General features: G+C 41.2%; 21 protein-coding genes. 11 read left to right on the top strand and 10 right to left on the bottom strand.

Going from position 1 to position 26,167, the window contains the following annotated elements:
* Positions 1-132: 132 nt before the first annotated feature.
* Positions 133-786 (top strand): response regulator transcription factor, encoded by a 654-nt coding sequence (locus tag PR766_RS16610; RefSeq protein ID WP_154635833.1) that lies wholly within the window; start codon positions 133-135, stop codon positions 784-786.
* Here PR766_RS16610 and PR766_RS16615 read toward each other — a convergent pair.
* Complete coding sequence (locus PR766_RS16615) at positions 764-3,964, bottom strand: ATP-binding protein (protein WP_154635834.1); 3,201 nt, start codon at positions 3,962-3,964, stop codon at positions 764-766. The two genes, PR766_RS16610 and PR766_RS16615, sit on opposite strands and share 23 nt — an antisense overlap.
* A gap of 91 nt (positions 3,965-4,055) precedes the next feature.
* Positions 4,056-4,391, bottom strand: a complete 336-nt coding sequence (locus tag PR766_RS16620) for a helix-turn-helix domain-containing protein (RefSeq protein ID WP_006658097.1) — start codon at positions 4,389-4,391, stop codon at positions 4,056-4,058.
* A 1,218-nt stretch (positions 4,392-5,609) separates the two neighbouring features.
* On the opposite strand from PR766_RS16620, the gene PR766_RS16625 reads away from it, so the two are divergent.
* The 3 genes from PR766_RS16625 to PR766_RS16635 all read left to right on the top strand — a co-directional run bounded on the left by PR766_RS16625 (position 5,610) and on the right by PR766_RS16635 (position 8,944).
* Entirely contained in the window at positions 5,610-6,587 is a 978-nt protein-coding gene (locus PR766_RS16625) for a DUF1852 domain-containing protein (protein WP_006661218.1), read from the top strand.
* Positions 6,588-6,666: 79 nt separating this feature from the next.
* A complete protein-coding gene (locus PR766_RS16630) occupies positions 6,667-7,698 on the top strand; it encodes a methionine synthase (RefSeq protein ID WP_006661217.1) in 1,032 nt (343 codons plus the stop codon).
* 217 nt (positions 7,699-7,915) lie between these two features.
* On the top strand, positions 7,916-8,944 hold the full coding sequence (locus PR766_RS16635) for an isoaspartyl peptidase/L-asparaginase family protein (RefSeq protein WP_006658094.1): 1,029 nt from the start codon (positions 7,916-7,918) through the stop codon (positions 8,942-8,944).
* Between the two features lie 144 nt (positions 8,945-9,088).
* Here the strand turns inward: PR766_RS16635 and PR766_RS16640 are convergent, their stop codons facing one another.
* The 7 genes from PR766_RS16640 to PR766_RS16670 all read right to left on the bottom strand — a co-directional run bounded on the left by PR766_RS16640 (position 9,089) and on the right by PR766_RS16670 (position 17,772).
* Complete coding sequence (locus PR766_RS16640) at positions 9,089-10,471, bottom strand: amidohydrolase family protein (RefSeq protein WP_154635835.1); 1,383 nt, start codon at positions 10,469-10,471, stop codon at positions 9,089-9,091.
* A 53-nt stretch (positions 10,472-10,524) separates the two neighbouring features.
* Positions 10,525-11,475 carry a carbamate kinase family protein gene (locus tag PR766_RS16645; protein WP_006661215.1) on the bottom strand — a complete coding sequence of 317 codons (951 nt, stop codon included), beginning with the start codon at positions 11,473-11,475 and terminating at the stop codon, positions 10,525-10,527.
* A 74-nt stretch (positions 11,476-11,549) separates the two neighbouring features.
* Positions 11,550-13,112, bottom strand: coding sequence for a hypothetical protein (locus PR766_RS16650; protein WP_006658091.1), 1,563 nt, complete (start codon positions 13,110-13,112; stop codon positions 11,550-11,552).
* Positions 13,113-13,269: 157 nt separating this feature from the next.
* On the bottom strand, positions 13,270-14,685 hold the full coding sequence (locus PR766_RS16655; protein ID WP_006658090.1) for a DUF1116 domain-containing protein: 1,416 nt from the start codon (positions 14,683-14,685) through the stop codon (positions 13,270-13,272).
* On the bottom strand, positions 14,685-16,235 hold the full coding sequence (fdrA, locus tag PR766_RS16660) for an acyl-CoA synthetase FdrA (protein WP_006658089.1): 1,551 nt from the start codon (positions 16,233-16,235) through the stop codon (positions 14,685-14,687). The genes PR766_RS16655 and fdrA overlap by 1 nt, the downstream gene beginning before the upstream one ends.
* A complete protein-coding gene (locus tag PR766_RS16665) occupies positions 16,225-17,148 on the bottom strand; it encodes a DUF2877 domain-containing protein (protein WP_006661211.1) in 924 nt (307 codons plus the stop codon). The genes fdrA and PR766_RS16665 overlap by 11 nt, the downstream gene beginning before the upstream one ends.
* 18 nt (positions 17,149-17,166) lie before the next feature.
* Complete coding sequence (locus tag PR766_RS16670; protein ID WP_006658087.1) at positions 17,167-17,772, bottom strand: ankyrin repeat domain-containing protein; 606 nt, start codon at positions 17,770-17,772, stop codon at positions 17,167-17,169.
* Between the two features lie 601 nt (positions 17,773-18,373).
* On the opposite strand from PR766_RS16670, the gene PR766_RS16675 reads away from it, so the two are divergent.
* From PR766_RS16675 to PR766_RS16685, 3 genes are all read left to right on the top strand, one after another.
* On the top strand, positions 18,374-19,309 hold the full coding sequence (locus PR766_RS16675) for a LysR substrate-binding domain-containing protein (protein ID WP_006658085.1): 936 nt from the start codon (positions 18,374-18,376) through the stop codon (positions 19,307-19,309).
* A 235-nt stretch (positions 19,310-19,544) separates the two neighbouring features.
* Positions 19,545-19,691, top strand: coding sequence for a hypothetical protein (locus PR766_RS16680; RefSeq protein ID WP_195848104.1), 147 nt, complete (start codon positions 19,545-19,547; stop codon positions 19,689-19,691).
* Positions 19,688-20,878, top strand: a complete 1,191-nt coding sequence (locus PR766_RS16685) for a cyanate transporter (protein WP_154631287.1) — start codon at positions 19,688-19,690, stop codon at positions 20,876-20,878. Before PR766_RS16680 ends, PR766_RS16685 begins: the two co-directional genes overlap by 4 nt.
* A 42-nt stretch (positions 20,879-20,920) precedes the next feature.
* On the opposite strand, the gene PR766_RS16690 is transcribed toward PR766_RS16685, so the two are convergent.
* Positions 20,921-21,361 (bottom strand): PACE efflux transporter, encoded by a 441-nt coding sequence (locus PR766_RS16690; RefSeq protein WP_006658082.1) that lies wholly within the window; start codon positions 21,359-21,361, stop codon positions 20,921-20,923.
* 97 nt (positions 21,362-21,458) lie between these two features.
* On the opposite strand from PR766_RS16690, the gene PR766_RS16695 reads away from it, so the two are divergent.
* The 4 genes from PR766_RS16695 to PR766_RS16710 all read left to right on the top strand — a co-directional run bounded on the left by PR766_RS16695 (position 21,459) and on the right by PR766_RS16710 (position 26,159).
* The gene (locus PR766_RS16695) at positions 21,459-22,340 is read left to right on the top strand and encodes a LysR family transcriptional regulator (protein ID WP_006661207.1); all 882 of its coding nucleotides are present in this window, start codon (positions 21,459-21,461) and stop codon (positions 22,338-22,340) included.
* Between the two features lie 207 nt (positions 22,341-22,547).
* Entirely contained in the window at positions 22,548-22,739 is a 192-nt protein-coding gene (gene hemP / locus PR766_RS16700) for a hemin uptake protein HemP (RefSeq protein ID WP_006661206.1), read from the top strand.
* A gap of 341 nt (positions 22,740-23,080) precedes the next feature.
* Positions 23,081-25,084, top strand: a complete 2,004-nt coding sequence (locus PR766_RS16705) for a TonB-dependent hemoglobin/transferrin/lactoferrin family receptor (RefSeq protein ID WP_036964181.1) — start codon at positions 23,081-23,083, stop codon at positions 25,082-25,084.
* Between the two features lie 25 nt (positions 25,085-25,109).
* The gene (locus PR766_RS16710; protein WP_006658078.1) at positions 25,110-26,159 is read left to right on the top strand and encodes a hemin-degrading factor; all 1,050 of its coding nucleotides are present in this window, start codon (positions 25,110-25,112) and stop codon (positions 26,157-26,159) included.
* The last annotated feature ends 8 nt before the right edge of the window (positions 26,160-26,167 follow it).

Consider the following 26,167-nt stretch of genomic DNA (forward strand, 5'->3'; position numbering starts at 1 on the left):
CCTGTTATGATAAAAATGTCTATCACAGGTGGTCTGCATTCAAAAATATAACCTTAAATAGACAGTCACCATTTGACATTTTTTCGGCGTTGTTATACTAAATATCAAGCCCCCTCATAAGGAGTAACTTAGATGAAAAAGTTAACCTTAGTCCTCGTCGATGACCATCCAATTGTCCTATCGGGATTAAAAAAAACATTATCCCAATCACTTCATTTTTCTATTGAAGGGGAATTTACGAATGATTCTGATCTGTTTGCTTTTTTAAAAAGCCACACGGTTGATGTGATTGTGACTGATTACATGATGCCCAATAACACACAATCTAGTGATGGACAAAATTATATCCAATTTCTACGTCGGAAGTACCCGAACATCGCATTAGTCGTATTAACAATGATATCTAACCCAATGATTATTCAGACTTTATATGATAACAATGTGAATACTGTTGTCTCAAAAGAAGCGCCATTACCAGAATTAATCAAAGCAATCACTTTAGCCGGTCAAGGAAAGCAATATCGCCAACCTATTGTTGATTTAACGACAACAATGAAAAGCCGCAATGCCTCCACACTGGATGAAAGAGTGAAAACACTTTCGCCTCGTGAGTTAGAGGTATTGCGATTATTTGTCCAAGGTAAGCCGATTGTTGAAATCGCTAAACTGCTCAACAGAAGTGATAAGACGATTAGCCTACAAAAAAATGCTGCAATGCGTAAATTAAGAGTTGAAAATAACCAAGCACTGATTAGCTATTGCATTACGCACCATTTGTTTGATTAAGCTGATTTAGCCAATGGGTTAATTCATCACAAATCGCGGTATAGGACTCCGCTGTATTGGATTCTGTTAACTGTTCTTCTAGTACTTGAAGTTTACTGGCAAGGTCACGTTGTTTTACACTGACTAGTGCCCCTCGAATACGATGAGAAAGCTGCTTTACAACGTCGATATTATTATCATTTACGGCTTGGTAAAGGTCATGAATATCAGCCGTAAAATGTTGAATTATATTCGCCCTATCATTGCTATCGAGCGGATTAATCAACGCCATCGTGACGGCATCAGAAGTCATACCTGATGAATAGGTAGGGAAAAAACGATTAAATAATTTGACTAACGTTTCTAACTCAATAGGCTTCACTAGCCAAGTATCCATTCCTGCGGCTAAACAGCGCTCCTCTTCATCCTTTAAGCCATTGGCTGTCACGCCAATAATTGGACACGTTTCACCTTCACTACGCAACTGCTTGGTTAATTCATATCCATCGCGATAAGGCATATTAACGTCAGTTAATATAATATCGACAACTTGATTATCCCAAACCACTAAAGCTTCCTCACCATCACTTGCCATAAAGACTTCACAACCGAGTAATTCTAATTGTTCTTGAAGCGTAACTTGGTTAATCGGATTATCTTCTGCCACTAAAACGCGCAAAGAATATTCATTAGCATATGAAGGTGTTTGTAAGATTGGGCATGTTAATGGTAATGCTGAATTATCCTCATCTTTTAATAAGAAGAGCTGTTGATTAAATTCCGATAAACGGAAACTTGCATCATCACTTATCCATATCTTTCCATGCCAATCTTGAGGTAAAGAGAAATCCTGAATGAATATACTGACAGCAATGACCGATGATGTATCTGTTGGTAATTCCGCTTCGGTGAAATAAACTTTTGCTCCCCACCGAATTAACCAATTATAAATATTATTGGTTAATAATGGGTCGATTGTTCGTAGCCAGATATTCGCCCCTGTTAAACTCTTCCACTGAATATTGTTTTTATCGAATTCTAACGGTAAGGTAATTTGGAAAGAGCTACCTACCGTAAGATTACTGGTGACACTGATTTCTCCCCCCATAAGTTTTACCAACTCGGCACAGATAAATAAGCCTAAACCAGTACCACCATAGGTATGCTGCCCTGAGTGGGCTTGATAGAAAGGCTCAAACAGTTTTTCTTGCTGTTCTTGGCTGATCCCCACACCGGTATCATTGACAAATAATATTATATTGTTATTTGTGCTGTTCCTTAATTCAACCGTAACCTTTCCATTGTGGGTAAACTTAATAGCATTACTTAATAAGTTGCCAAATATTTGTTGTAGCCTTGCCGCATCACCAATTCTGACGGCATAAATATTGGGATCAATAATAGCAAATAGCAGCAACTTTTTCTGCTGAGCTAGCCCTTGATATAACTGAACGGTGTGTTGTATTAAATCGAGTAGATCAAACGATATATGTTGGATATGAATTTGGTTCGCTTCAATTTTACTGATATCAAGAATATCCCCAATAAGATGCATTAATAACTGAGATGTTGTCGACATCCTATCAATAAAGTGTTTTTGTTTTGGTGATAAAGCCGTGTTTTCTAATAATTCTAATGTCCCGATAATGCCATAAAGTGGCGTGCGTATCTCATGGCTCATCGTGGCTAAGAAATTAGACTTTGCTTGATTCGCTTCTTCCGCAAGGCGTTTAGCATGATTAAGCTGTTTTTCAGTTTCAGCTTGTATTGTGATATCAGTAAATGCGCATAAAATAACAGGACGTTGCTGATAATGAGTTGCAGTGCTAACAATATATAATACGTGTTCCCCTGATTTTAAAACAGTTGTCACTTTTTCCTGTTCAGAAATAACACGGCTCAGTAGTTCATTATATTCCATTGAATCGTGAGGAGAATCAGTATTGGGTATATTTAACCAATACTGAGCGAGCTCATTCGCAAAACGAAGATCTTGAGTTTCTGTATCAATAACACAGAGCCCTATCGGCGTTGTTGCAATCAATGTTTGATTAAACGCTTCGCTTTCGACGATAACTTGCTGAGAAAGTATTGCTGGCTGTAGAATTTTTCTATGGTACCACTTCTTATATCCCCAGCCACATAACAAACTAAAAAGTAGAGATATAACAAGACTAATCGGTAACCACATATTATCTTCGAAAAATGCAGCGTAACTAATTCTGTAATAACCTATCCAATCTGTATCTTTAAAGCTTAACTTCATGACTAAACCATTTTGAGTATAGAAAATACCTTCCGATGGCTCAGTAGGCACTGGAGAATCACCCAGTAATAGACCAAAGTCATCATGTAATAGCCAGAATTCATGCCTCAATGTTGGGTTCAATATTTTCTCTAGCACGCTGAGATGGTCTTTACTGACTAGAGAGACTGCATAAATATTTTTAGGGGAGAGATGGGCATTTTGCCATAAATTGGCATCAAAACCTGCGGGAACGATACCCAGCAAGTTATTTTTAAATTTATCTGCTTTTAACCAAATCACGGGCATTTCTTGTTCGTCGTATTGTATGTCAGCAAACTGTTTGTTTATTACTGGTAAATTATCTCTAATACTATCGGTTACTGCACGAAACAATTCAGGTGATATGGCTGTATTCCCCATTAGCGTGCCTACGGATGGGACACTAATACTGATATAGTCATGTTCATTAATAAAAAATACCGCCGCCGCGGGATAGTAAGAGCGCCCCCAAAATGTAGAGTAAAAATCAGCTAAATATGCGCCGAGTGAAAATAAGATACTCGGGACTCTAGAACACTCTAAATTGTTGCCACACGCTAACGTAAATGGCATTGCGACTATAGATTCTTTGCCTTCTAATAGCCTTAATGGCCAATCTCTCGGTAAAAACTGATCATTTATTGAATAGGTTCTACTTTCTAGCAGTTCTGATAAATCCTGATCTTGTTTATTTAATGCTTTTAAAAAAATTTCTTGTTCTATCAAATAGCCAATAAAAGATTTGAATTCAACTTCTAATCGTCTAGTTTCTTGGTGAACTATTTTATTAGCACTCCAAAATAATGTTGTGAGTAATACGAGTAAAAGAGGCAGAGTCACTGTTAATATACTATTAGTTCGCCCAGAACTGCGCGTTATACGAGAAAAAGCAGTGGGTAATTTATTTGGCATAGTACTATTCTCTGCTATGATAGGTCTAATCCAATATATTTATATTAATATAAGATAAGCCAACTAAACAGAAAAGTTTTAGCGTTAATACCTATACAATTGCTGATGTATAATAATCTTTTAAATCATCAAGTTCCCAGCCAAATCCATTTAAACCTGAAATATACATAGATAATTTAGGGTGACGCCCAATGATATAAAATAATCGGTGATAAAAATCAGGGAAGTTAACCTCAATAATTAATAAATATTTAAATAGTACATCAACAGTGAGAGCATTCTCACCACGCTCGTATCGAGATAATTGTTGTTGACTAATACCTAACTTTTTTGCAACACACTCCCCACTAACTCCCTTTTCTATGCGGTATTCCTGCATGCATTTTCCTATCAGTTGACTGATATAATATAATTTTTCTTTTTTCATGATAGATAACGACCTTAGTGTCATAAATTAAACCCACTTCCTAACCCTCAAATTATAGCTAGGTAGATAACCCTATAATATAAGGTATTCCTTATTCGAAAATGAATATTGCTAGCTTCACAATAGTGACGCAATCAAATAGATACATTAAATATTTTTATCTTTATGGTAGTAGCGTATTTCATACAATATTCATGTAGATTTAAGTTTACATCTAATTTTCAACTTTACATATTAGGTTATATTTTATTTAAATATTCATTAAGTACAATAACCTGCCATAAAAAATAATATTCTGTCTTTTTTAATTCTAAACACCACATTCTTATATATAAAAATTTATCATTTTTATTAAAAATAAAATAAGGCACTCAACCACACGCAAATAGTGAGTAACGATAAATACTATTTTTACGTTTATAGTTTATATTGTCCCCTAAAACATACCTATATGATTTTTAAGGTATTAAATACAACTTGGTAGGATAAGGTCAATTGACATAATTTCCGAGCCTTAATTTTATAATTTTTTTTGTATTAAAAATCAGTTATATACCCAATTTTTATTGAAAGAAATTTTTTACGAGCATTATCGATTTGGTGAAATATTTTCACATTAAATGCTATTTTATTCTGTCTAGCATACTATTTAGCCATAAAAAACAAATTGAAAAACAAACCATTTATAATCATGCGGTTATATTTATTTATTTCGATATACTCTAGAAAAAATAGCCTCTTGAAATAAATTAACACAACATTAACAAATATACATTTACCCCTTCGAAAAAAGTGTAAAACATTATTTACCCTCAATTTACTCTATTAACTCTCTATTCTAGAGCACAGTATTAAATGAAGAAATGTTAAAAATAAAATGTTAAGAAATGAATCTTTTTTAAGATGATTCTTAAGAGAAACAAATATATTACCTAGTAAAGATAAACTCAAAAAACACAAGTCAAATTAACTACCCCGCTCACAAGGGAATGCCTTTAGAATCACACCCATTTATCCCCCCTATTTTATCATCATGAAATTTGTTCATGTTGGTAATGAAATTAAGTCGCTTTCTCTCCCTTCCTCACTCTGGCATAAATTAAACATATTAACTTACTGGCAACATAAGATTGATGAATGAGAAAACAGGCAACTTCTCGGCAATCAAGCAGTGAACGCCGTTTTCCTATTAGAGTTACAGCTAGGATGCAGAATACGATGAATACACACTTTACCTTTAACATTACACGCAGCCTTTTTGATGAAAACTATAATCCATCAGAAAATACGCGAATTACGACGAACTTTGCTAATTTAGCGCGAGGCAAAAACCGTCAAGAAAATTTACGTAACACACTGACGATGATCAACAACCGCTTCAACTCACTGGTCTTTTGGGATAACCCTACAAGCGACCGCTATGCTGTTGAACTGGAAATTATCTCTGTAGAAATGAACATCAAGGAGAAAGACAGCACTTTCCCAGTGATTGAAATTTTAAAAACTAACATTATCGATCAGAAAACTCAGCAGCGAATTGAAGGCATTGTCGGGAATAACTTTTCATCTTATGTGCGGGACTATGATTTTAGCGTGTTACTGCTGGAACATAATAAAGATAAAGCTGAGTTTAGCATTCCAAATAAATTTGGCTGCTTACATGGCAATATTTTCAAGTCTTTTATTCATTCCAATGAGTACAAAGCCAATTTTACTAAATCACCGGTAATCTGTTTGAGTGTCTCTAATAGAGAGACTTACCATCGTACAGGAAATCAGCACCCTATATTAGGCATTGAATATCAGCCAACTAATGCCTCTTTAACAGAGCAATACTTCGCCAAAATGGGCTTACAAGTCCGTTACTTTATGCCGAAAAATAGTGTTGCCCCTTTAGCTTTTTATTTTACGGGAGACTTGCTGAGCGACTACACCAACATTGAGTTAATCAGCACTATCAGCACAATGGAAACATTCCAAAAAATTTACCGTCCTGAAATTTATAATGCCAACGCGGTGGCGGGAGAATGCTATCAGCCAAGCCTGAATCAACAGGATTATTCATTAACCAAAATTGTCTATGACCGAGAAGAGCGCAGCCAACTCGCCATTGAGCAAGGGAAATTTACTGAAGAACACTTCATTAAACCCTATCAAAACATTTTGGAAAAATGGTCTGCACAGTATTCGGCTTAATAGAGCGCATCGATTTAGAAAATCAATTCGCTTTCACAAAATAACGCATAACTAAAAATAAAATAAAAGGTCACCTGTCATGAAAAGATTATTACCCACTTCAACTGCCGGTAGCTTACCTAAGCCATCTTGGTTAGCAGAACCAGAAAAACTCTGGTCGCCATGGAAATTGCATAACGAAGAACTTATCGCAGGCAAACAAGATGCGCTACGTTTATCACTCGATGACCAACTGCGCGCTGGGATCGATATCGTCAGTGATGGCGAACAAACTCGTCAACACTTTGTCACGACCTTTATTGAGCATTTGAGCGGTGTCGATTTTGAGAAGCGTCAGGTCGTTAAAATTCGCGACCGTTACGATGCCAGCGTACCGACCGTGGTCGGCGCAGTCGCTCGTCAAAAACCCGTATTTGTGGAAGATGCCAAGTATTTACGCCAGTTAACCGACAAGCCGATAAAATGGGCATTACCCGGTCCAATGACCATGATTGATACACTCTATGACAATCATTATAAAAGTCGTGAAAAATTAGCGTGGGAATTTGCCAAAATTCTTAACCAAGAAGCGAGAGAGTTAGAAGCTGCGGGGGTCGATATTATCCAGTTTGATGAACCAGCATTTAACGTATTTTTTGATGAGGTAAACGACTGGGGAATTGCTGCGCTAGAAAGAGCCATTGAAGGGCTGAAATGTGAAACAGCGGTACATATCTGTTATGGATATGGTATCAAAGCCAATACCGATTGGAAAAAAACGCTAGGTTCAGAATGGCGACAATACGAAGAAGCTTTCCCAAAACTGCAAAGCTCAAACATCGATATTGTTTCTCTAGAATGCCACAACTCCAATGTACCAATGGATTTAATTGAACTGATCCGCGGAAAGAAAGTGATGGTCGGCGCCATTGATGTGGCAACAAATACCATAGAAACGCCGGAAGAAGTCGCCAATACCTTGCGAAAAGCCCTTCAATTTGTTGATGCAGATAAGCTGTACCCATCAACCAACTGTGGCATGGCGCCATTATCGCGCGACGTTGCTAGAGGTAAGCTCAATGCCTTAAGCGCGGGTGCGGAGATTATCCGAAAAGAGCTTGCTACAAAGTAAATTACCCACTATTTGGCGATCTCACCATCGCCAAATATCAAAACGCGTCCTCTTCATAACCACTCATTTTCTGTCTTGTCTTACTGAAATTTCAAGCAATTATTTCAACCACTCTCACAGAACTTACCGAACAATATTGTTAGCTATCTATTTTCAATCCTATACTTTTTTTGCTCAAAAAGTGACTAATAACTAAATAACTGGAAGGATATAACCCATGAAATTATCTCTACTAGGATGTTTATTTGCAGCTTCATTTTCTTTGCACGCTTATGCAGCAAGCGAGCCACCAATCCGATTAGTGATCCACGGGGGAGCCGGTACTATTACAAAAAACACTATCACTCCCGAACAAGAAAAAGAGTATCAAGAAAAGCTCACACAAGCGTTGGAAGCCGGCTATGCCGTACTCAACAAAGGAGGCAGCAGCCTCGATGCAGTTCAAGCATCGATCAATGTCATGGAAGATTCCCCACTGTTTAACGCAGGGAAAGGGGCGGTATTTACCCATGAGGGTAAAAATGAAATGGATGCTTCTATTATGGATGGTAGCAACCGCAAAGCAGGTGCTGTCGCGGGCGTCACCAATATCAAAAATCCGATTAATGCCGCTTATGCCGTCATGACCAAAAGCCCTCACGTCATGATGGTATCTAAAGGTGCAGAACAATTCGCGGCAGAACAAGGCCTTGAAATTGTTGATCCATCCTACTTTCGTACCGACTTCCGATGGGAACAGCTCCAAAAAGCAAAAGAAAAAGAGAAAGTGGTTCTCGATCACGATGGCAAAAATGCGGCTCTCTTTGTTGACCCGATGATGTATGACTATAAATATGGCACTGTTGGCGCGGTCGCACTCGATAAAAACGGCAATATTGCGGCAGGAACCTCCACGGGCGGCATGACTAACAAACGCTTTGGTCGCGTTGGTGACTCTCCAATTATTGGAGCGGGTAACTATGCAGACAATAACACTGTCGCGGTTTCCGCCACCGGCTCTGGTGAAATGTTTATCCGCACAGCCACCGCACATAACATTGCCGCTCAAGTCAAATACAACAAAACCCCGATTGACCAAGCAGCCCGTAATGCACTGGATGAAGTCAAAGAGCTCAACGGAAGTGGTGGCGTGATTGTGTTAGATAAATCAGGTAACTATGCCATGGAGTTTAACTCTGAAGGCATGTATCGCGGAACAATCGGTAATGATGGTAAACCGCAAGTCGCGATTTATAAAAACGATTAAGTTCCTCGCATTTAAATTCGCTACGTCATAAAAATACAAAAGCCCACCAATGTGGGCTTTATAACCTTGATTTACAACCTATTATTTATAAATTAATGTTATAGATCAATGTATTATTAACTACGCCTATATAAACAACGGCTCTCAGCCTAATGACTTTTCAACTGCACCACTGGCCAAATACCCTTTATGGAACGCAGCTTGCCTTGGAGAGATACGCGCAACCGCCTCTGCTGAGCAAGAGGCATCCACCAGCACAAAACTGGCATCATCGCCTTTTGCTGGCCACACTTGCTGGCCCTTTTCATCCAACGGCAATACATTGCCCGTGGCGATGGCAAGGGAACGAGATAATGCCAACTCATCCGGACGCGTGTACAACTGCGCATATAAGTTGGCTTTTTCTAACATATCCCCGAGACCAAATGGCGACCAGTGATCAATCACACTGTCAGTCCCAGTCATCACAAACACACCATTTTTATTCAGCGTTTTTAATGGCATATGCAATGTCCCGATAGGCACGGTCGAGGCTATAGTGATCTGCTGCTCAGCCAAGCGTTTTGCCATCGCATCGGCATCTTCAGGATTTAACATGGCTAATGCAAAGGCATGACTAATTGTCACCTTGCCACGCAAGCTTCGGTTTTCATCCACCGTTTTTATCATATAGTTGATAGCGGCAAGTCCTGCTGGGCTTGTCTCATGCAGATGGATATCAATCCCTTTGTTATAATCCAGTGCAATCTGGAACATCGCATCAAGGGATTTTTCCATCGCCCCATCAACATTGGTCGGATCTAGCCCGCCCACATAGTGCGCCCCCGCTTGCATCGCTTCTCGCATCAAAGGGACTGATTTTGATAGCAGTAAACCATGTTGAGGGAAAGCCACAATTTCACAGATGAGATCTTGCTGACGTTTATCCAACACCGTTTGCAGTGCTTCAAGGTTTTTTAATCCAGAAACAGGTTCAATATTGCAATGACTGCGCGCGATGGTCGAACCATGGGATTGAATCAGATCGATCAATGCATGCGCTCGTTCCTGAGTGAAAGGCTGCAATTCAGGCAACATTTTCTGCTCTAACGTGATCATATCCATAATGGTTTTACCTTCACGGGATTGCGGTGCTTGCCAAGGTCCGCCGTAGAAGGTTTTATCCAAATGGATATGCATATCTCGAAATGCAGGCAGCATCAATTTACCCTGTGCACTATAGGCATTCAACGCTGAGTTAGGATGCTGCTTGTTAGGTAAAACCGCCACAATTTTCCCATCATTAATCTCGATGGTTTGTAACGCAGTTTGTGTCCCAATCACCGTACTATCACGGAAGTTAAAGCCCGTTTCCAGTAATGCATCATCTAAATAATAATGCTTATCCTCAATACGAGAAACACCAGACTGCGGTACATTTTGTGGCGCTGCTCCCGCAGACATCGCTCCTAATAATGTACAAGCGGCTACCACTTTTGCACTCGTGGTCAGAAATTCTCTTCTGCCCGACAATTGTTCTACATCCATAGCAACTCCTTATCATCGATAATTCGACCTCATATCGTGAGGTCGAGTGAGACTCAGCCTTGAATAATGTGGGTTCCTGTTTCACCGCGTAACGCCGCAGGCAGCGCTTCAGGAGTCGTGATAATCACGCGCTTACCGCCATTAGCGATAAACGATAAACTGGCTTCGATTTTCGGTAGCATGCTCCCCGCAGGGAAATGTCCTTCTGCCATATAACGCTGCATATCCGTCGTGGAAGTTTCACCAAGCGCTTTTTGTTCCGGTTTGCCAAAGTGAATACACACTTTTTCAACGCCCGTGGTGATGATCAAAATATCGGCATTCAACTCTTTAGCCAGCAATGTCGTCGATAAATCTTTATCAATCACGGCATCCACACTTTGATAACCGCCCTGTCCATTATTCACCACAGGGATCCCACCACCGCCTGCCGCAACAACCACATAATCATGTTCGGTCAATGTGCGAATGGCCGCTGATTCAATGACACGCTTCGGTTCAGGGGATGCCACCACGCGGCGGTATCCACGTCCCGAATCCTCCACAAAATGCCAGTCTGGGTTCTCCTTTTGCAACAACTCAGCTTGCTCTTTGCTGAAAAACGCACCAATTGGCTTCGTCGGGGCAGCAAAGTTAGGGTCATTCTTATCCACTTCGACTTGAGTCACGACAGTTACCGCTTGGCGATGCTGCTGCTGAGCTAATACGTTAGTAAGTGCTTGCTGAACTAAATAGCCAATTCCCCCTTGAGTATCTGCCACACAGTTAGCCAGAGGTGTTAACGGTAGGCCTTCCGTCACATGAGCGATTTCAGCGCGACGCAAATCCAACCCTACCTGCGGCCCATTACCGTGAGTCAGCACAATATTGTAATTACCTTTAAGCATATCGCTGATGTGCTGAGCCACTTCTTGAACTGCTTTTTCTTGAGCTTCAATGGATTGGCTGCTGTTATCTTTAATAATACTGTTGCCCCCGATGGCAACAACCACGAGTTCTTTCATGATTAACTATCCTGATACCGAATATTTAGCAGATAGTGGGTGTACCGCGCGCACCCACTATAAAGATTGGCGTATTACGCTGATTTACTGAGCTTTTCAGCTTTCTCAGCTTGTTGCTGCTCCACCGTTTGGCGACCATCTAAAAAATGTTTGATAACAAACAAAGCGGCCATCATGAGGTATGCGTAGACAAACATCAATGTTGATCCTGTCGCAATGCCCACTGCAGGAGAGTGAATGATACCGAAGAAGACCAAAACCGCACCGACTGCTGCTGCAATCGCACCACGTAACGGTTTATTTAAGATAGCAAAGATAGCAATACAGCCCCATAACATACTCGCCAGTGGTGCACCGTTACCTAAATGAACAAGACCTTGATAATAAACACCTTTGTGTAATAAAACTTCCGTACCAATGGCACTTGCAGATGTCCCTGCAGCCCCCATCACGCTATTGACCATCGTCAATGCCCAGTTAGCTATCCATGGGAACAGACAGATGAAAATGACGGGTACTTCAATTTTCGGCGTTTCTCGAACAACTTGGTTTGCGGTCACGACCCCGATAAACACCAAGATAGGCACAATCGCAGTCATTGGGATCACCGCTAACATAAATGCTCCAATACCAAATAGCGGTACGATGAACATCGTGATACCGGATGCCAAGGTGTAACCGACACTCGCGCCCATGGCTTTCCAACCAGCATGTCCAACATAAACAGTGACTGGGAATGGGTTACCCAGTACCACACCCACCGTTGAAGATAAGCCGTTTGCTAACATCACCTTGCGTGTGTTGTACTCGTCACCTGCGGCATGAGCACTTTCAATATTTTCAAGGTCGAAGATATAGTTAGCTAAGCCTAATGGTACTGCGGATGCTAAGTAAGGCAGTGCATGAGGTAAACCTTGGAAAAAGCTATCCACATGAATACTTGGCGGGTTAAAGCCAAATGATGCCATGGATGCCGTAATCGCTTCGGGGCTTTGCAACCCAGAAACCCACGCCAAGACTGACCCCGCGATAAGCAGTAATAATCCGGTAGGAATACGTGCAAAAATAGGTTTTTTACCAAACCAGTTAATGAAAATTAACAGCAGGACAATAAAGGAAACCGTTGGTGCTTCGAAAGCTTGCAACATCGGGTTCATTGCCAGTAGCAGTAATCCAAGACCTGATAGGCAAGATAATAAGACGGTGCGAGGGATCATTTTACGGATGGTTTCACCCAAGAAAGATCCGCCCACTAAAATCATCGATTCAACAAAGCACCAAACCAACGCGATTTGCAGCGCAAATTCAGGATCTTTCGTGGTTTGATAAACCGGCATGATAACTAAAAAAGTGACCGTGAAGATAGAAGGTGCACTTGGACCTGATGGTAATGCTGTGACGTCAGTTCGCCCTGTTTGCTTAATCATTTGCTGACCAAAGTAAGCGTAGCTCACACTGGCAAGTAATACTGCAAAACCAAATGCAGGGGCAATACGACCATAAACAATTTCCGCTGGGATGCCGACAACAAAAATCAGTAAGCCCATCATGGTGAGTAGGTTCGTGAGGTTATTGGTCATCAAACCAAAATAAGCCGCCAAATCACCACGTTTCCATTTAATATTTAATAGACTCATATTCTTACTCCCATTCCCCTCACACCATAAGCAGCACGTTGTTGACGGTCTATCTCTTATGCCACTGAATAATTCAGGGAATGCGTTGCTTTATTTTTATCGCCCGACCGAAATCGGGCATTATTTTTTGCTTAGTTAATATTGAGCTAAATAACAACTAGGCATATTGTTTCGCGTAAGAAAGCATGGCTTTTTCGAAACAATCAAACGGAGGATGTACAATTCCTGCCCCAATCATTCCGATACCCGCATCTTTATGCGCGATAGCTGTGTTGATCACCGGTAGAATCCCGCTTGCCGCAACTTTCGTGATATCAATCGCTGTCGGGATGCCCATAAAGCCCAACAATGGAATCGTCACGTTCGGGTTTTCGCCAAGAGTGATTTCTCGCATTTGGCGAGAAAAATCGACCGCTTCCTCAACCGTTCCCCCGACTAGCGCTACGATAGCCGGTGCCGTTGCCATCGCAAATCCGCCAATACCGTACGTTTCCGTAATCGCTGAGTCACCAATATCCAGCCCCGAATCTTCCGGTTTATACCCTGCAAACATCGGACCGATAACTTGCTGTGAAGGTCCAGTAAACCACTGTCCTGGTAGCCCACTAATACGTAAGCCAAACTCATAACCATTACGAGCCATGGTCGTCACGACTGTGCTGTACTCGATACCGTGCGCTGCATCCATTGAAGCTTTACACATTGCCATCCATGTTGGACCTGAGAAATAATCGCTACTTGCAACGAAATCAAAGACTTCTTTTTGCTGAGCGACCGAGAAATTGGTTTGAATAATCCCCGTCGTCAATGCTTGGATCAACAAGGTTGTTCCCGCATTATTGCGGTTGTGACATTCATCACCCATGTGTAACGCTTGCGCTAGCATTAAACGTAAATCAATTTCACCGACGATTTTCATCGCATCACGCAACATAGGTCCCAGAACATCACGCATCCAATTTAAGCGGTCAATCACACTTTGGTCATTGGCGCCCATACGTAAAATTTTTGCCATCTGTTCACTCAGGTTGGTGAACGCTCGGTTGCCATAGGTTTTGTTTTCAACGATATGCATAAACATCGATGCCGATGTCACACCCGCCATGGAACCCACACAATCATGCTCATGGCATGGGGAGAAAATGATCTCGCCAGAAGCAGCTACACGCTCTGCATCCGCCAAATCTTTCGCAAGTCCTTCAAAAACGAGTGCGCCCGTCACTGCACCTTTCATCGCGCCACACATATCCTGCCAAGCCACTGGCGGGCCGGCATGTAAAATGGTGTTTTTCGTCATACCCGGAACCACATTAATCGCTTGGTCGTAGCCGATTAATACAGGCTGAGACTGAATAATGCGTTCAAGAGCTTGCGCATTCGCTGCAGCGATTTTTGCTTGTAACGTGGCATTACCTTCAATTTGGTCAAGCGCACGGATCACGGCTACGTTACCTTGACCTGGCGGCGTCCAATTCAATTGAGTTACCGGAACGTGCTGTTTTTTCAGATCATCACTGAACATTTCAATGCCAATATTAATTACGTTCAATGGTTGTTTAAATAATGAAGTCATTACGCTTTTTCCCCTTTCCAAACAAACTCACGTCCTAATAAACCTGTATTGGTGCTGCTACTCGCCCAGATCACGCCTGCATCAGTCAGCATCTTGACTTGAGCATCCATCGATGGCGTATCTTGGTCAGTGCCCAATACATAACCAAGGATCACCAGCTCACGACCATCCTGTTTTGCTATTGATTTGGCGGCTTTGATAGCCTCAATCATCACGCCAACCGGATCTTCGTGAGAACCAAAACCAAGAACAAAGTCCATCATGATCACGCCAACTTCCGGATCACGGGCTTCTTGCAGTAAACGTTCAATACGGTTTGTTGGGTCAATCATTGGGTGTGGCTTACCATTGGTGAAATCATCATCACCAAAGTCTAGGAAGGTATGAGCAACACTTTTGTTGATATCTTTTAAGCGATAGTCAGGGTTAGGTTGAATATTACTGTAAACATCATCGTATTTTTCTAACGCCGCAAACATCGCTTCATCACACAACGTTCCGCCGCAGAATAAACCACGAATATATTTTTGTTCCGGTTTCAGTAACTCTCTCACTTCATCAATTAAAGGTAAATTGAGAGGATGGAGGTCTAAATCTTCTTTGCGAATACCCGTCAGCAACACGGCTTTCAGTGCCGCTTCTTTAGTACCTTGGGCAAATGTTAAGCCTGGTTTGTCATCCGGTAATGGCTGGCTACCTAAGAAACAAACCACCACTGGTTTATGGCATTTTTCTGCTTGTTCTAACACTTTCTTGGCAACCATAGGTGCTGGTGGCTTCGAAATGAGTACAATAACTTGGGTTTCATCATCTGCATCCAGCATTTTCAGTGCATCAATCATCATGATGCCGCCAATTTTTTCACTCAGATCACGACCACCCGTCCCGATTAACTGGGAAACACCAGCGCCAAATTCATGAATACGTACGCTGAGTTCTTGGCTTCCTGTCCCTGATGCGCCAATAATCCCGATGCTACCGCGACGCACATTGTTACCAAAACATAACGCGGTACCATTGATGATCGCCGTCCCACAGTCAGGTCCCATCATCAATAAACCTTTATGGCTAGCGAGCTGTTTTAGAGCCAGTTCATCTTCAATCGAGACATTATCGGAGAACAGCATCACGTTAAGATCATTTTCAAGTGCAATACGCGCTTCACGTGCTGCGAACTGCCCATTCACCGAGATAATGGCTAAGTTAGCCTCTGGAATATGCGTTTTTGCTGAATTAATTGTGGCGTACTTGGCTTCGTGCTGACCGCCACCTTGGTTTTTCTTATTAAAAAGTTCCTCGATGGCAATAAGTGTTGCGTCATTTGCATCTTCACTCGGGCCTTTAATTACTATCATTAAATCGCCGTTTTTTGCCTCTTCTAATTCCGGTGTTAATAAACCTAAGTTTCTTAAAACACCTTTATTCATTTCTGTTGCCATCGCCACGAATGCTTGTTCAACATTTTCCAGTTGGTTTGCCTTGGTGGAAATAGACATTAATGATACGGAATCAAAATAGGTATTCTTCTTTATGACAACTTTAGTCGACATGTGTTTCTCCGAAATAATGGGTCAGAAACAGCGCATCACGAATGCCAAATAGCATGTCGCAACCTGAACTGGACCCGATATTTAAAATCTCTAAAATTTTTGGATAAATATTTTCGTTTCGCCCATCCACTAAACACTGGATGAGTTGATGCATGTTTTCGCGGTAACCTTGATCTAGCGCTTTTTCTAACGTAATGGCACTGATGGGTGTTGTATTCCCTTTGCTGTGTAAAATTCCTTGATAAAAGCTGATATAGAAGGAATTCGCAGGGTGATTTTTCAACAACAAAAAGGCCATCAATCCGACTAAATAGTCATCCCCAGAAGGTGTTAGCCCAATCCCTAGACCAATAAACTGACTCACAATATTGGCTACTTCTGACGACTGTTTATTCATTAAGGCATTAATTAAACTAAACCGTAATTCATTTAATTTTTTGGATGATTCAAGATAGAAAAGATTATTCCCTTGATAATTAAAAAGAGAATGGGTTCTTTTATTTAAAATAGAATCTATTTCATTAAACTTGGATTCCAGAAAAAACAAATAATCCTTATCATTTATTTTTTCAGCAACAAAATAAATAGTAGATGGTTTCCATGTCGTACATAATAAAAATGAAATCGCATAATTCTCACCAATATGAATTTCATTATTTAAAATAAAAACTGAGTCACCTACATTTATTTTATAAGATAAAAAATCCTTATTAATTAATCGGCAGCTATTCGGTGCATTATCAATTTGAGAACTGAGCAGTGTATAAAGCTGATGATTAACAGAAAAATTAATTGCTTTATTAAATACCTGCTCTATGCATCCCGTTAATTGTGGCTGATGCAACAGATGAAGAAAATGCGCGTCAGCCGTTAGCCCATAAATGATTTGCCGCTGAGATTGATCGTTGTTCACAATCCCCCTTAGGGATGGCTATGCACCCGCTGCAATCAATAATTCAGCAATCTCGTGATAACCCTTTTCTTGTGCTAACTCTAATGGCTTTTTACCATATTTATCAGTCATGTGTGGATTAGCACCGTGCTCTAATAATAGTTTCACAATCTGCTGCTGCTTCTCACCACCGTCATTAAGTACGATGGCTTCAAGTAAAGGGGTCCAACCAACGAAGTTGGTATGATTGACATTAATCTCGGTGTGTTCCAATAGTTCACGGACAATCTCAACATGCCCTTTTTCACTCGCTGGCGTAATCCCTACACCACCAAAACGTGTTAACAGATCCAAATTAGGATTAGCCGGTAAAACTAAGCGTAATAATGTTAAATCATTATTCAGGCAGCTTAATAAAAATGGATTAAAACATGTTTGGTCTTGTTTATTGATATCTGCTCCAGCATTAATCAGAAAAGAAACGCACTCATAATGCTGATTTAAACTCGCATTCACAATCGCCGTTCGACCTTGGCGATTAGTGCTATTAATATCAACACCTTTTTCAAGGCAATTTTTCAAAATATCTAATTGACCTTGTTCCGCTGCTTTAAGAAAATCTTGAATGAGTGTACTTTCTGTCATAGCGCTCTCCACACTTAGCTATTTTAAGTTTCCAGATAGCCAGTTTAAATATGAATTAAAGATTATTGAGAATGGTTAGAGCATAGCAATTGCCATTAATAAATAGAATCCATTTAAATTTAATTCATCAATCGGCCGTCTAATTATTGATTTAAATTCAACAATCAACCATTTTTGTGCGGAAAAGCACCCTTCACCGACCTTTTATGATGTTTTTTTGTTTATTTAATATACAATTCAACCAAATTATCTTGTTAATCGATTTGCCAATTTATTCTTTCTTCAATTTTGTGATGCGCATCAAATCAAAGGTTTTCAAATTGTTAACATTGTAATTTTTATGTTTATTATCTCGATAAAACCGAATCCATTAATCACTATTAAATTCAATAATATTAAGCAGTTTGGATATAAATAATCATTTAATAAGTGACTTTTTGTCGTGACATAAATTAAATACTATTGAAGCGCTAAAGCAGATATGCCACCCTGTCTTTGCTTATCCAAAACAATCAATAAACAGTCTATTTTTTAAGCTCTTGAATTTTATTCACAGAAACAGCGATTTCGGTGAATTTTCGCACATAATGGAATAATCTACATGAACTCGATATTTACTGAAGAGAATTTATTGACCTACACCACCGCCGCTAAATTTGCCAGCTTCAGTAAAGCGGCTGAAGAACTCGGCATTACCACATCCGCGGTGAGTTACACGATAAAACGCATCGAAACCTACTTAGACGTCGCGCTATTTATTCGCGATACGCGCAATATTGAGTTAACCGAAGCAGGATACTATTTTTATCGCAAAGCGACTGATCTTCTGAATAACTTTCATTTGATTAAAAAAAGCATCGACTCTATTGAGCAAGGCATTGAAGCTCGCGTTCGTATCTGTATTAATCAGTTGATCTACACCCCTTACCATACGGCAAAATTACTGCAAATTTTAAAAAAACAGTTTGGTACTTGCCAAATTACAGTCACCACCGAAGTCTATAACGGGGTTTGGGATGCCATTATTAACAATCATGCCGATATTGCGATTGGTGCTCCGGGTACACTCATGGATGGCGGAGGTATTGATTATACGGAAATTGGCGCTATTCACTGGCAATTTGCCATCGCATCCAGCCACCCTTTAGCCTTAATGCCGGAACCCATCGCGGAAAGCCAATTACGTCTTTATCCAAACATCATGGTGGAAGATACTGCCCACACGATCAATAAACGTGTTGGCTGGTTGCTTCACGGACAAGAAGCTATTCAGGTACCTGATTTTAATACCAAGTGCCAATGCCAAATTTTAGGGGAAGGCATCGGTTTTTTACCCGACTATATGGTGAAGGAGCACGTTAAAAACGGTGTTTTAGTCACCAAACAAATTCAAAATCCAAGGCAGGATTCTCATATGCTACTAGCTACACAGCACTCCGCAACAGGGCTAGTCACACAATGGATTAGAAAAGAGTTTATGAAAAATGGCATTTTAGCTGAGCTTTATAGTGATTTGCTAAAACCCATCGCGAACTAATGTTGCTCCCCTGTACACAGACCATCTCTGATGAATCAAAGGTTTTCAGCAACACGACGTGACGTAATGAATTCATTCAATTAATCCCCTGAACTGAGTTATTTGATTTTGAAATATCACGGTTTTTTTGATTGGATTAAAAGAAATAATAGATTCGATGGACATGCTTGAAATGGCATCGTGTAAGCTCGCCCATCACCGTATTTGAATACTTGAAAAGTCAGGTGCACAAGCTATGCTCGATAAACAATTTTTACAGCGCACAATTGCCCTTGCCGCGGATAATGTGGCAGAGGGTAGACGCCCCTTTGGTGCCATCATCGTGGAAGATGAAACACAGTCTGCCTTATATCGTACACGGTGGCAGCGACACCATTCATGAAAATAAAAAAATCACTTCCCGCGTCTTTTGGTTTGATCCTGACGATTGCCCTTGTCGGGATCAATCTGCGCCCATTTATGACGGGACCGGGTCCAGTCATCGACAATATCATTCAAACAACAGGAATGAGCTATCAGAGTGTTTCACTGTTAACACTGCTTCCTATGCTATTGATGGGGTTTGGTGCCTTGATAGTGCCTGCCTTAAATCAGAAATTAGGCGATAAGCTGGGTATTAGCCTCGCGATGTTATTTCTACTCGTCGGCTCTCTTTGTCGATTATTTGTTTCTGATGCGAATGCATTATTACTGACAGCATTCTTATGTGGTATAGGGGCTGCCTATATTCAAGCCGTTTTCCCCGGATTGATAAAATTTTCATTCCCGCAAAAAATGGCAACAATGACGGGGCTATATTCCGCAACATTAATGGTAGGAGGCGCACTGGGTGCTCAATTGACACCACTGATTACACACCTTTCTGGAAGCTGGCAGAGCGGACTTGCATGGCTCTCATTTCCAGCCTTACTCGCCTTGATTGCCATCATCGTGAATATCCGTTCGTCAAAAACGCCCCATACTACAACTCAGCTCAGTGTTTTTAATTATCTTAAGCAGCCTCGAGCATGGTTACTCATGGCGGGATTCGGCTTAGTGAATGCAGGTTACGCAACTGTAGTAACGTGGCTGGCGCCTTTCTTTCAACAACAAGGATTCAGTGCAACAGAAAGTGGTTCGCTGGTCGCTATTTTAACCATTTTCCAAGCCGCAGCCGCGCTGATGATTCCGGTGTTGGCTTCTCATAATATTGATCGCCGTTTTTGGTTAACCGTCACACTGGTGAGCCAAGCCTGCGGATTTGCTGGGTTAATTCTATTTCCTAACTCGTTACCATTACTTTGGGTCGGGCTTCTGGGGTGCGGGCTCGGTGGCTGCTTCGCCTTAACCATCATTGCCTCTTTAGACCATATCGCTCACCCTGCCAGTGCCGGTGTCCTTACCGCCTTAATGCAAGCGGGCGGGTTTATTATCGCAGCATTTGGACCTTTAATTGCCGCCTCATTGCAGCAATTTAGCCACAGTTTCACCCCAGTTTGGCTACTCCATTTTGTTTTAGTGATTGTTACATTACTGCTATTTTTACGCTTGAATCCCAAAGGATATCATCGGATTTTTAGTGTCAAATAACCCTAATAGATAAGGTGATGATCCTGCAATCATCGCCTTGTCTTATGCAACGGTTTCGTCCTGCGCCAACGCAGATTTTGGCAGTCCGAAAATTTTGTCAAATGCCCAATTAAAGAAGAAAGTATAAATTGGAATAAAAATAATCAGTGCAAAATCAAGAACTAATGCCTGCCAAAGCGATACTGATAACCACCACGCAATCAGTGGAATTAAAAATACCACCAGCGTCAACTGAAATAACACGGCATGGGCAAGACGGCGTCTAAAGGTTCTAATTCTGGATTTTTGTTTGGACTCCCAATATTCAAATGCCACATTGAAAACAAAATTCCAACTCACCGCTATCGTCGTAATCACTAATGCCAATGGCCCTGTCGTTCCGGCCGAATTACCGGAAAGCAATGCCAATCCCAACGATGAAATCATCCAACCAATCACTTCGTAGCTCGTAATAAAAACCACTTTACGTTTAATACCCTGCATCTTTTATCTCGCCTTCTGTTTACTGAAAGCTGGTAAATTAAATCAACATTAATGATAATAAAAGTCAGCTACTATCAATAAAACTGAAAGGTGAGATATGCCATTTAACAGCGAAAACCTCATGATTTTTTTAACTGTACTTGATAAAGGCTCCTTTTCTGCTGCGGCAAGAGCACTACACCGAGTCCCTTCTGCCATCAGTATGGCCATTGCTAACCTTGAGGCTGAATTAGGTTTTTCACTGTTTGAGCGGCATACACGGGAGCCTAAACCCACTGAACAGGCCCTTTCTCTTGCCCCTTACGCGCGTAATATTGTTGATAATTTACGCCAGCTGAATGTGTTCACGCGAGAGCTAACACAAGGGGTAGAAAGTACACTGACGATTGGTGTTGCGGAAGGAATTAATCCCAATGTATTACTGGATGCATTACACACACTGAGCCAGCGCTATCCTTTGATGCATGTTGAACTGATTACCGCCCCTCAGGATGATATTTTGCCGTTATTGCACAGTAAGCGCCTCCAGTTAGCGATTGCTTTTGGCGGGTTATATATCAATGCCCAAGAGCAATTCCAATGTATTGGTTATGAGTCGCTCATTGCCACTATCAGTGCCAATCATCCCTCAATTGAGCATAATCGTGCGCTCTATATCGAAGATCTTGTGCAAACACGCCAAATCGTTGTCGCTAGCTCTCATCACCCAATTAGTGACTGCCGTTCCATTGTTTCCAGCCATTATTGGCGTACCGACAGTTTCACAATGGCATTGGGTTTGGTCAGAAAAGGAATGGGTTGGGGAAATTTACCCACGTCATTAGTTGAAACTGAGTTAAAAGCAGGTTCACTCAAACGTTTAGAATTTCAAAATACACCAAATGGATTAGCACTCCCCATTCATGTAGTGTGTTTAAAAGGTCAGGTACTCAAACGCGGCGCACAAGAGTGTATTGAGCTATTAAAAGCCAATATGTAGTAATACTTTTGAGTGATCTGAAGGTCAAGTTCAATCCATCATCAAAAAGCAAAATAACTGCCTATTTGAATCATAAATAGAGTACTCATTTACCATGTAACTCTTTTGTTGGTGGATTGTGAAAATCACTTGATATTAGCAATCTTTTTAAAGATAATAATTATCAATATCATTCTTATTACCAGTAAATTTTATGTGGTGAATAATATGACCAAGCCACTTTCTGAACTTATTGACGAAACCACAAAATCAAGCTCATTGGCAGATTACTCAGTCAAAAATGGGCTGATTGAAAGCCAAAAATTATTAGGTTCATCGGGCAAAATTGCCATTGAACATCGTGGTGAAATTTATCAGTTACGACAAACCCGTACGGGTAAATTAATTTTAACTAAGTAGTTTTTTCGTACTCACAACGCAGTTTGTTTCAAAAATACAATCTATCTCGCAAGCCACCTACGTCATGATACTAGGCAGCCAGCTTAACTCTATACATCAGGACACAGTTTCTTATGGTGTTTATTACGGGCTTTGCTGCTGTAAATCTGGATAACCTCAAGGCGCACTTTCGAACCCTATCATCGCTTATTGGGTTCAAATACCCCTTTTCACCTATTCCATTGAAAGCGTCACCGTCTCAAGACCCTATAAGCACGCCATAACGCTCTGATGATAAAACTATTCTTAATCCTGTATTTCACTCATCAAAGAGTTAATAATTTTTAGGGAGTATCACCTGTATGTCTCAAGTCTTACGTTTATCTGTGCTGGCAAGCGCCCTGTTGCCTCTGATGGCAACTGCACAGACTGAAAAAACACCCACCAGCAATCACCATGATGTGATGACCGTGTATGCCACGGGTAACGAACGAGATAGTTTCAACACCCCTATGATGGTGACCGTCATTAAAAATGACTCACCAGAAACCAAAACAGCAACTAACGCTAATGATATTTTGCGTAAAGTTCCAGGAATTGCACTCACAGGGACTAGCCGAACTAATGGTCAAGATATCAGTATGCGAGGCTTTGACCGTCGTGGCATTTTGACGCTCGTTGATGGCATCCGCCAAGGTACCGATACCGGACATATTAACGGCACATTCCTTGACCCTGCGCTTATCAAGCAAGTGGAAATTATTCGTGGCCCATCTGCCTTACTGTATGGAAGCGGAGCCATGGGCGGCGTAATCGCATGGGAAACTGTGGATGCAAAAGATTTACTGCGTGAAGGGCAAAATCAAGGATTCCGTGTCTTTACGCAAGGCGCTACGGGAGATCACAGTTTTGGCTTTGGCGGCTCAACATTTGGGCGCACAGAGGATTTTGATGGATTATTCAGCTTTGTGACCAAAGAAGTCGGTGATACCCGTCTTGGTGGTGGCGAGAAGATGGACAATAAAGAAACTATTGCCAATATGCTGGGTAAAGGAACATGGCAGTTGGATGATTCGCAAACCCTTTCAGGACAAATTCGTTATTACAATAACGATGCTTACGAGCCAAAAGATCCGCAACAGCTCAGCGCCAGTAATGATAATAAAAAGGTGAATCGCACGACTCGCCAACGTGATCTTCAAGCAACTTATCAGATTAACCCAAATGATAACCCATGGCTTAACTTGAAAGTCACCCCTTACTATTCTGATGTGAATATCACCTCTAAAGGTAAGGAATCCAACTATGAAGGACGTAGCCAAAAAACCTACGGACTCAAACTGGATAATCGTTCCAATGTCTACGATTTACCATTAGCTGCGCATAACTTCACGTACGGTACCGAAGCTTATCGCCAAAAACAGACACCTTACGCCACAACCACGCAATTCCCTGATGCAGAAATCACATTTGCCTCCGGTTTTATTCAAGATGAAATCACCTTAAAAGATCTGCCTGTGTCCTTTATTTTGGGGACGCGTTATGACAACTATAAATCCACCGCAAAAGGCAACAAAGATGTCAACGCAGATCAATGGTCATCAAAAGCGGCTGTAAGTATTACGCCAACAGAATGGTCCATGCTATTTGCTTCCTATTCCGAGGCATTCCGTGCACCAACGATGATGGAGATGTATAACGATTCCCTCCATTTCAAAGGCGGCCCAATTTCCAACTATTGGCGTCCAAATCCCAATCTAAAACCTGAATCCACCCGTACTGCGGAATATGGTTTTGGCTTACGCTTTGATGATTTGCTCATGGCACGGGATAACCTGCGCTTTAAAGCGAGTTATTTTGATACTAAAGCCAAGGATTATATTAATACTTACGTCCATCCAGACCGCGTTAATTGGGACAATAACTACACCACGTCCATCAATACTAAGCGCGCCAAAATTTGGGGAACCGACGTTTCACTGGACTATACCACTGACTACTTTGCATGGGGTCTTGCTTACAACCACACCGTTGGAATCAATGAACACACTGGCAATGCTATTGAGTCCATTAAACCAGACTCGCTGACCAGTAATCTTTCTATTCCTGTCGCAGACAGCGGCTTTTCTGTGGGTTGGTTAGGTGAGTTCACGACCCATACCGATTTCGATAAAACATCCAAGCTAAAACAACAAGCGGGCTATGCCGTTCATGATTTCTATTTAAATTATCAAGGTAATGGAAGTCTTAAAGGGTTAGATACCAGTGTCGTTTTAGGAAATGCCTTTGACAAAGAGTATTACTCCTCTCAGGGGATTCCCCAAGATGGTCGTAATGCTAAGCTGCTCGTCAGCTTCCAATGGTAATTCACACTACATAAAGGAGAAACCTGTGAATTCAGCACTTTTCGAACGTTATCAACAAGCCAAAGCAGATAATAAAGCTAAGTATGCGAGAGATCTCGCTGCTTATCTAAATGTTTCTGAAGGGGAATTACTGCATAGCCGCGTTGGGCGTGATAAGGCAAAACGCCTTATCATTGATGCGCCAACGTTATTAACTGCCTTGGAAGCTGTCGGTCCAGTCAAAGCCATTACGCGCAATGAATATGTTGTTCATGAGCAAGTTGGACGCTATGAAAACGCAAGATTTAGTCCTCATGGCGGTTTAATTCTTAACCCTGGCGCACTCGATCTGCGCATGTTTTTCTCGCATTGGGACAGTATTTTTGTTTTAACCGAAGACGCTAAGCATGGCGAACGCCACAGCATTCAATTCTTCGATAAACACGGTGATGCACTGCATAAAGTGTATACCACCAATGATACCGATATGGATGCATGGAATGCACTTATCGAAAAATACATGTCCACAGAAAACCCATTGTTAACTGTTGAAAAAGCACAGCCATATAACCCACAACCTATCAGCGATGAGTTAAAACAACAGCTCGAGCAAGAGTGGCGCAATATGACGGATGTTCACCAATTCTTCATTTTACTAAAGAAAAATAACTTAAGCCGTCAGCAAGTCTTTAGTGCAGTCAGCGATGATTTAGCTTGGAAAGTGCCGAATGATTCATTCAATCAGTTAGTGAATACCGCTTTAGCAGATCAAAATGAAATCATGATTTTCGTGGGTAACCGTGGGTGTGTGCAAATTTTCACAGGGAAAATCAAACGTTTGATGCCTCATCAAACTGAAGGTTCTGATATCAAATGGTTGAATATTTTCAACCCAGATTTCACCCTACACATGATTGAAAATGGCGTCGCTGAATGTTGGGTTACGCGTAAACCAACGGAAGATGGTTTTGTGACAAGCCTCGAAGTGTTTGATGATCAAGGCAATCAAATCGCGCAAATGTACGGACAACGCACTGAAGGCACTCCAGAGCAAGAGCACTGGTGCCAGCAAGTTATGTCCCTGCCAAGAATCTAATATTAGGT

The organism is Providencia sp. PROV208 (genome assembly GCF_028479465.1).
GTDB classification, from domain to species: Bacteria; Pseudomonadota; Gammaproteobacteria; order Enterobacterales; family Enterobacteriaceae; genus Providencia; species Providencia alcalifaciens.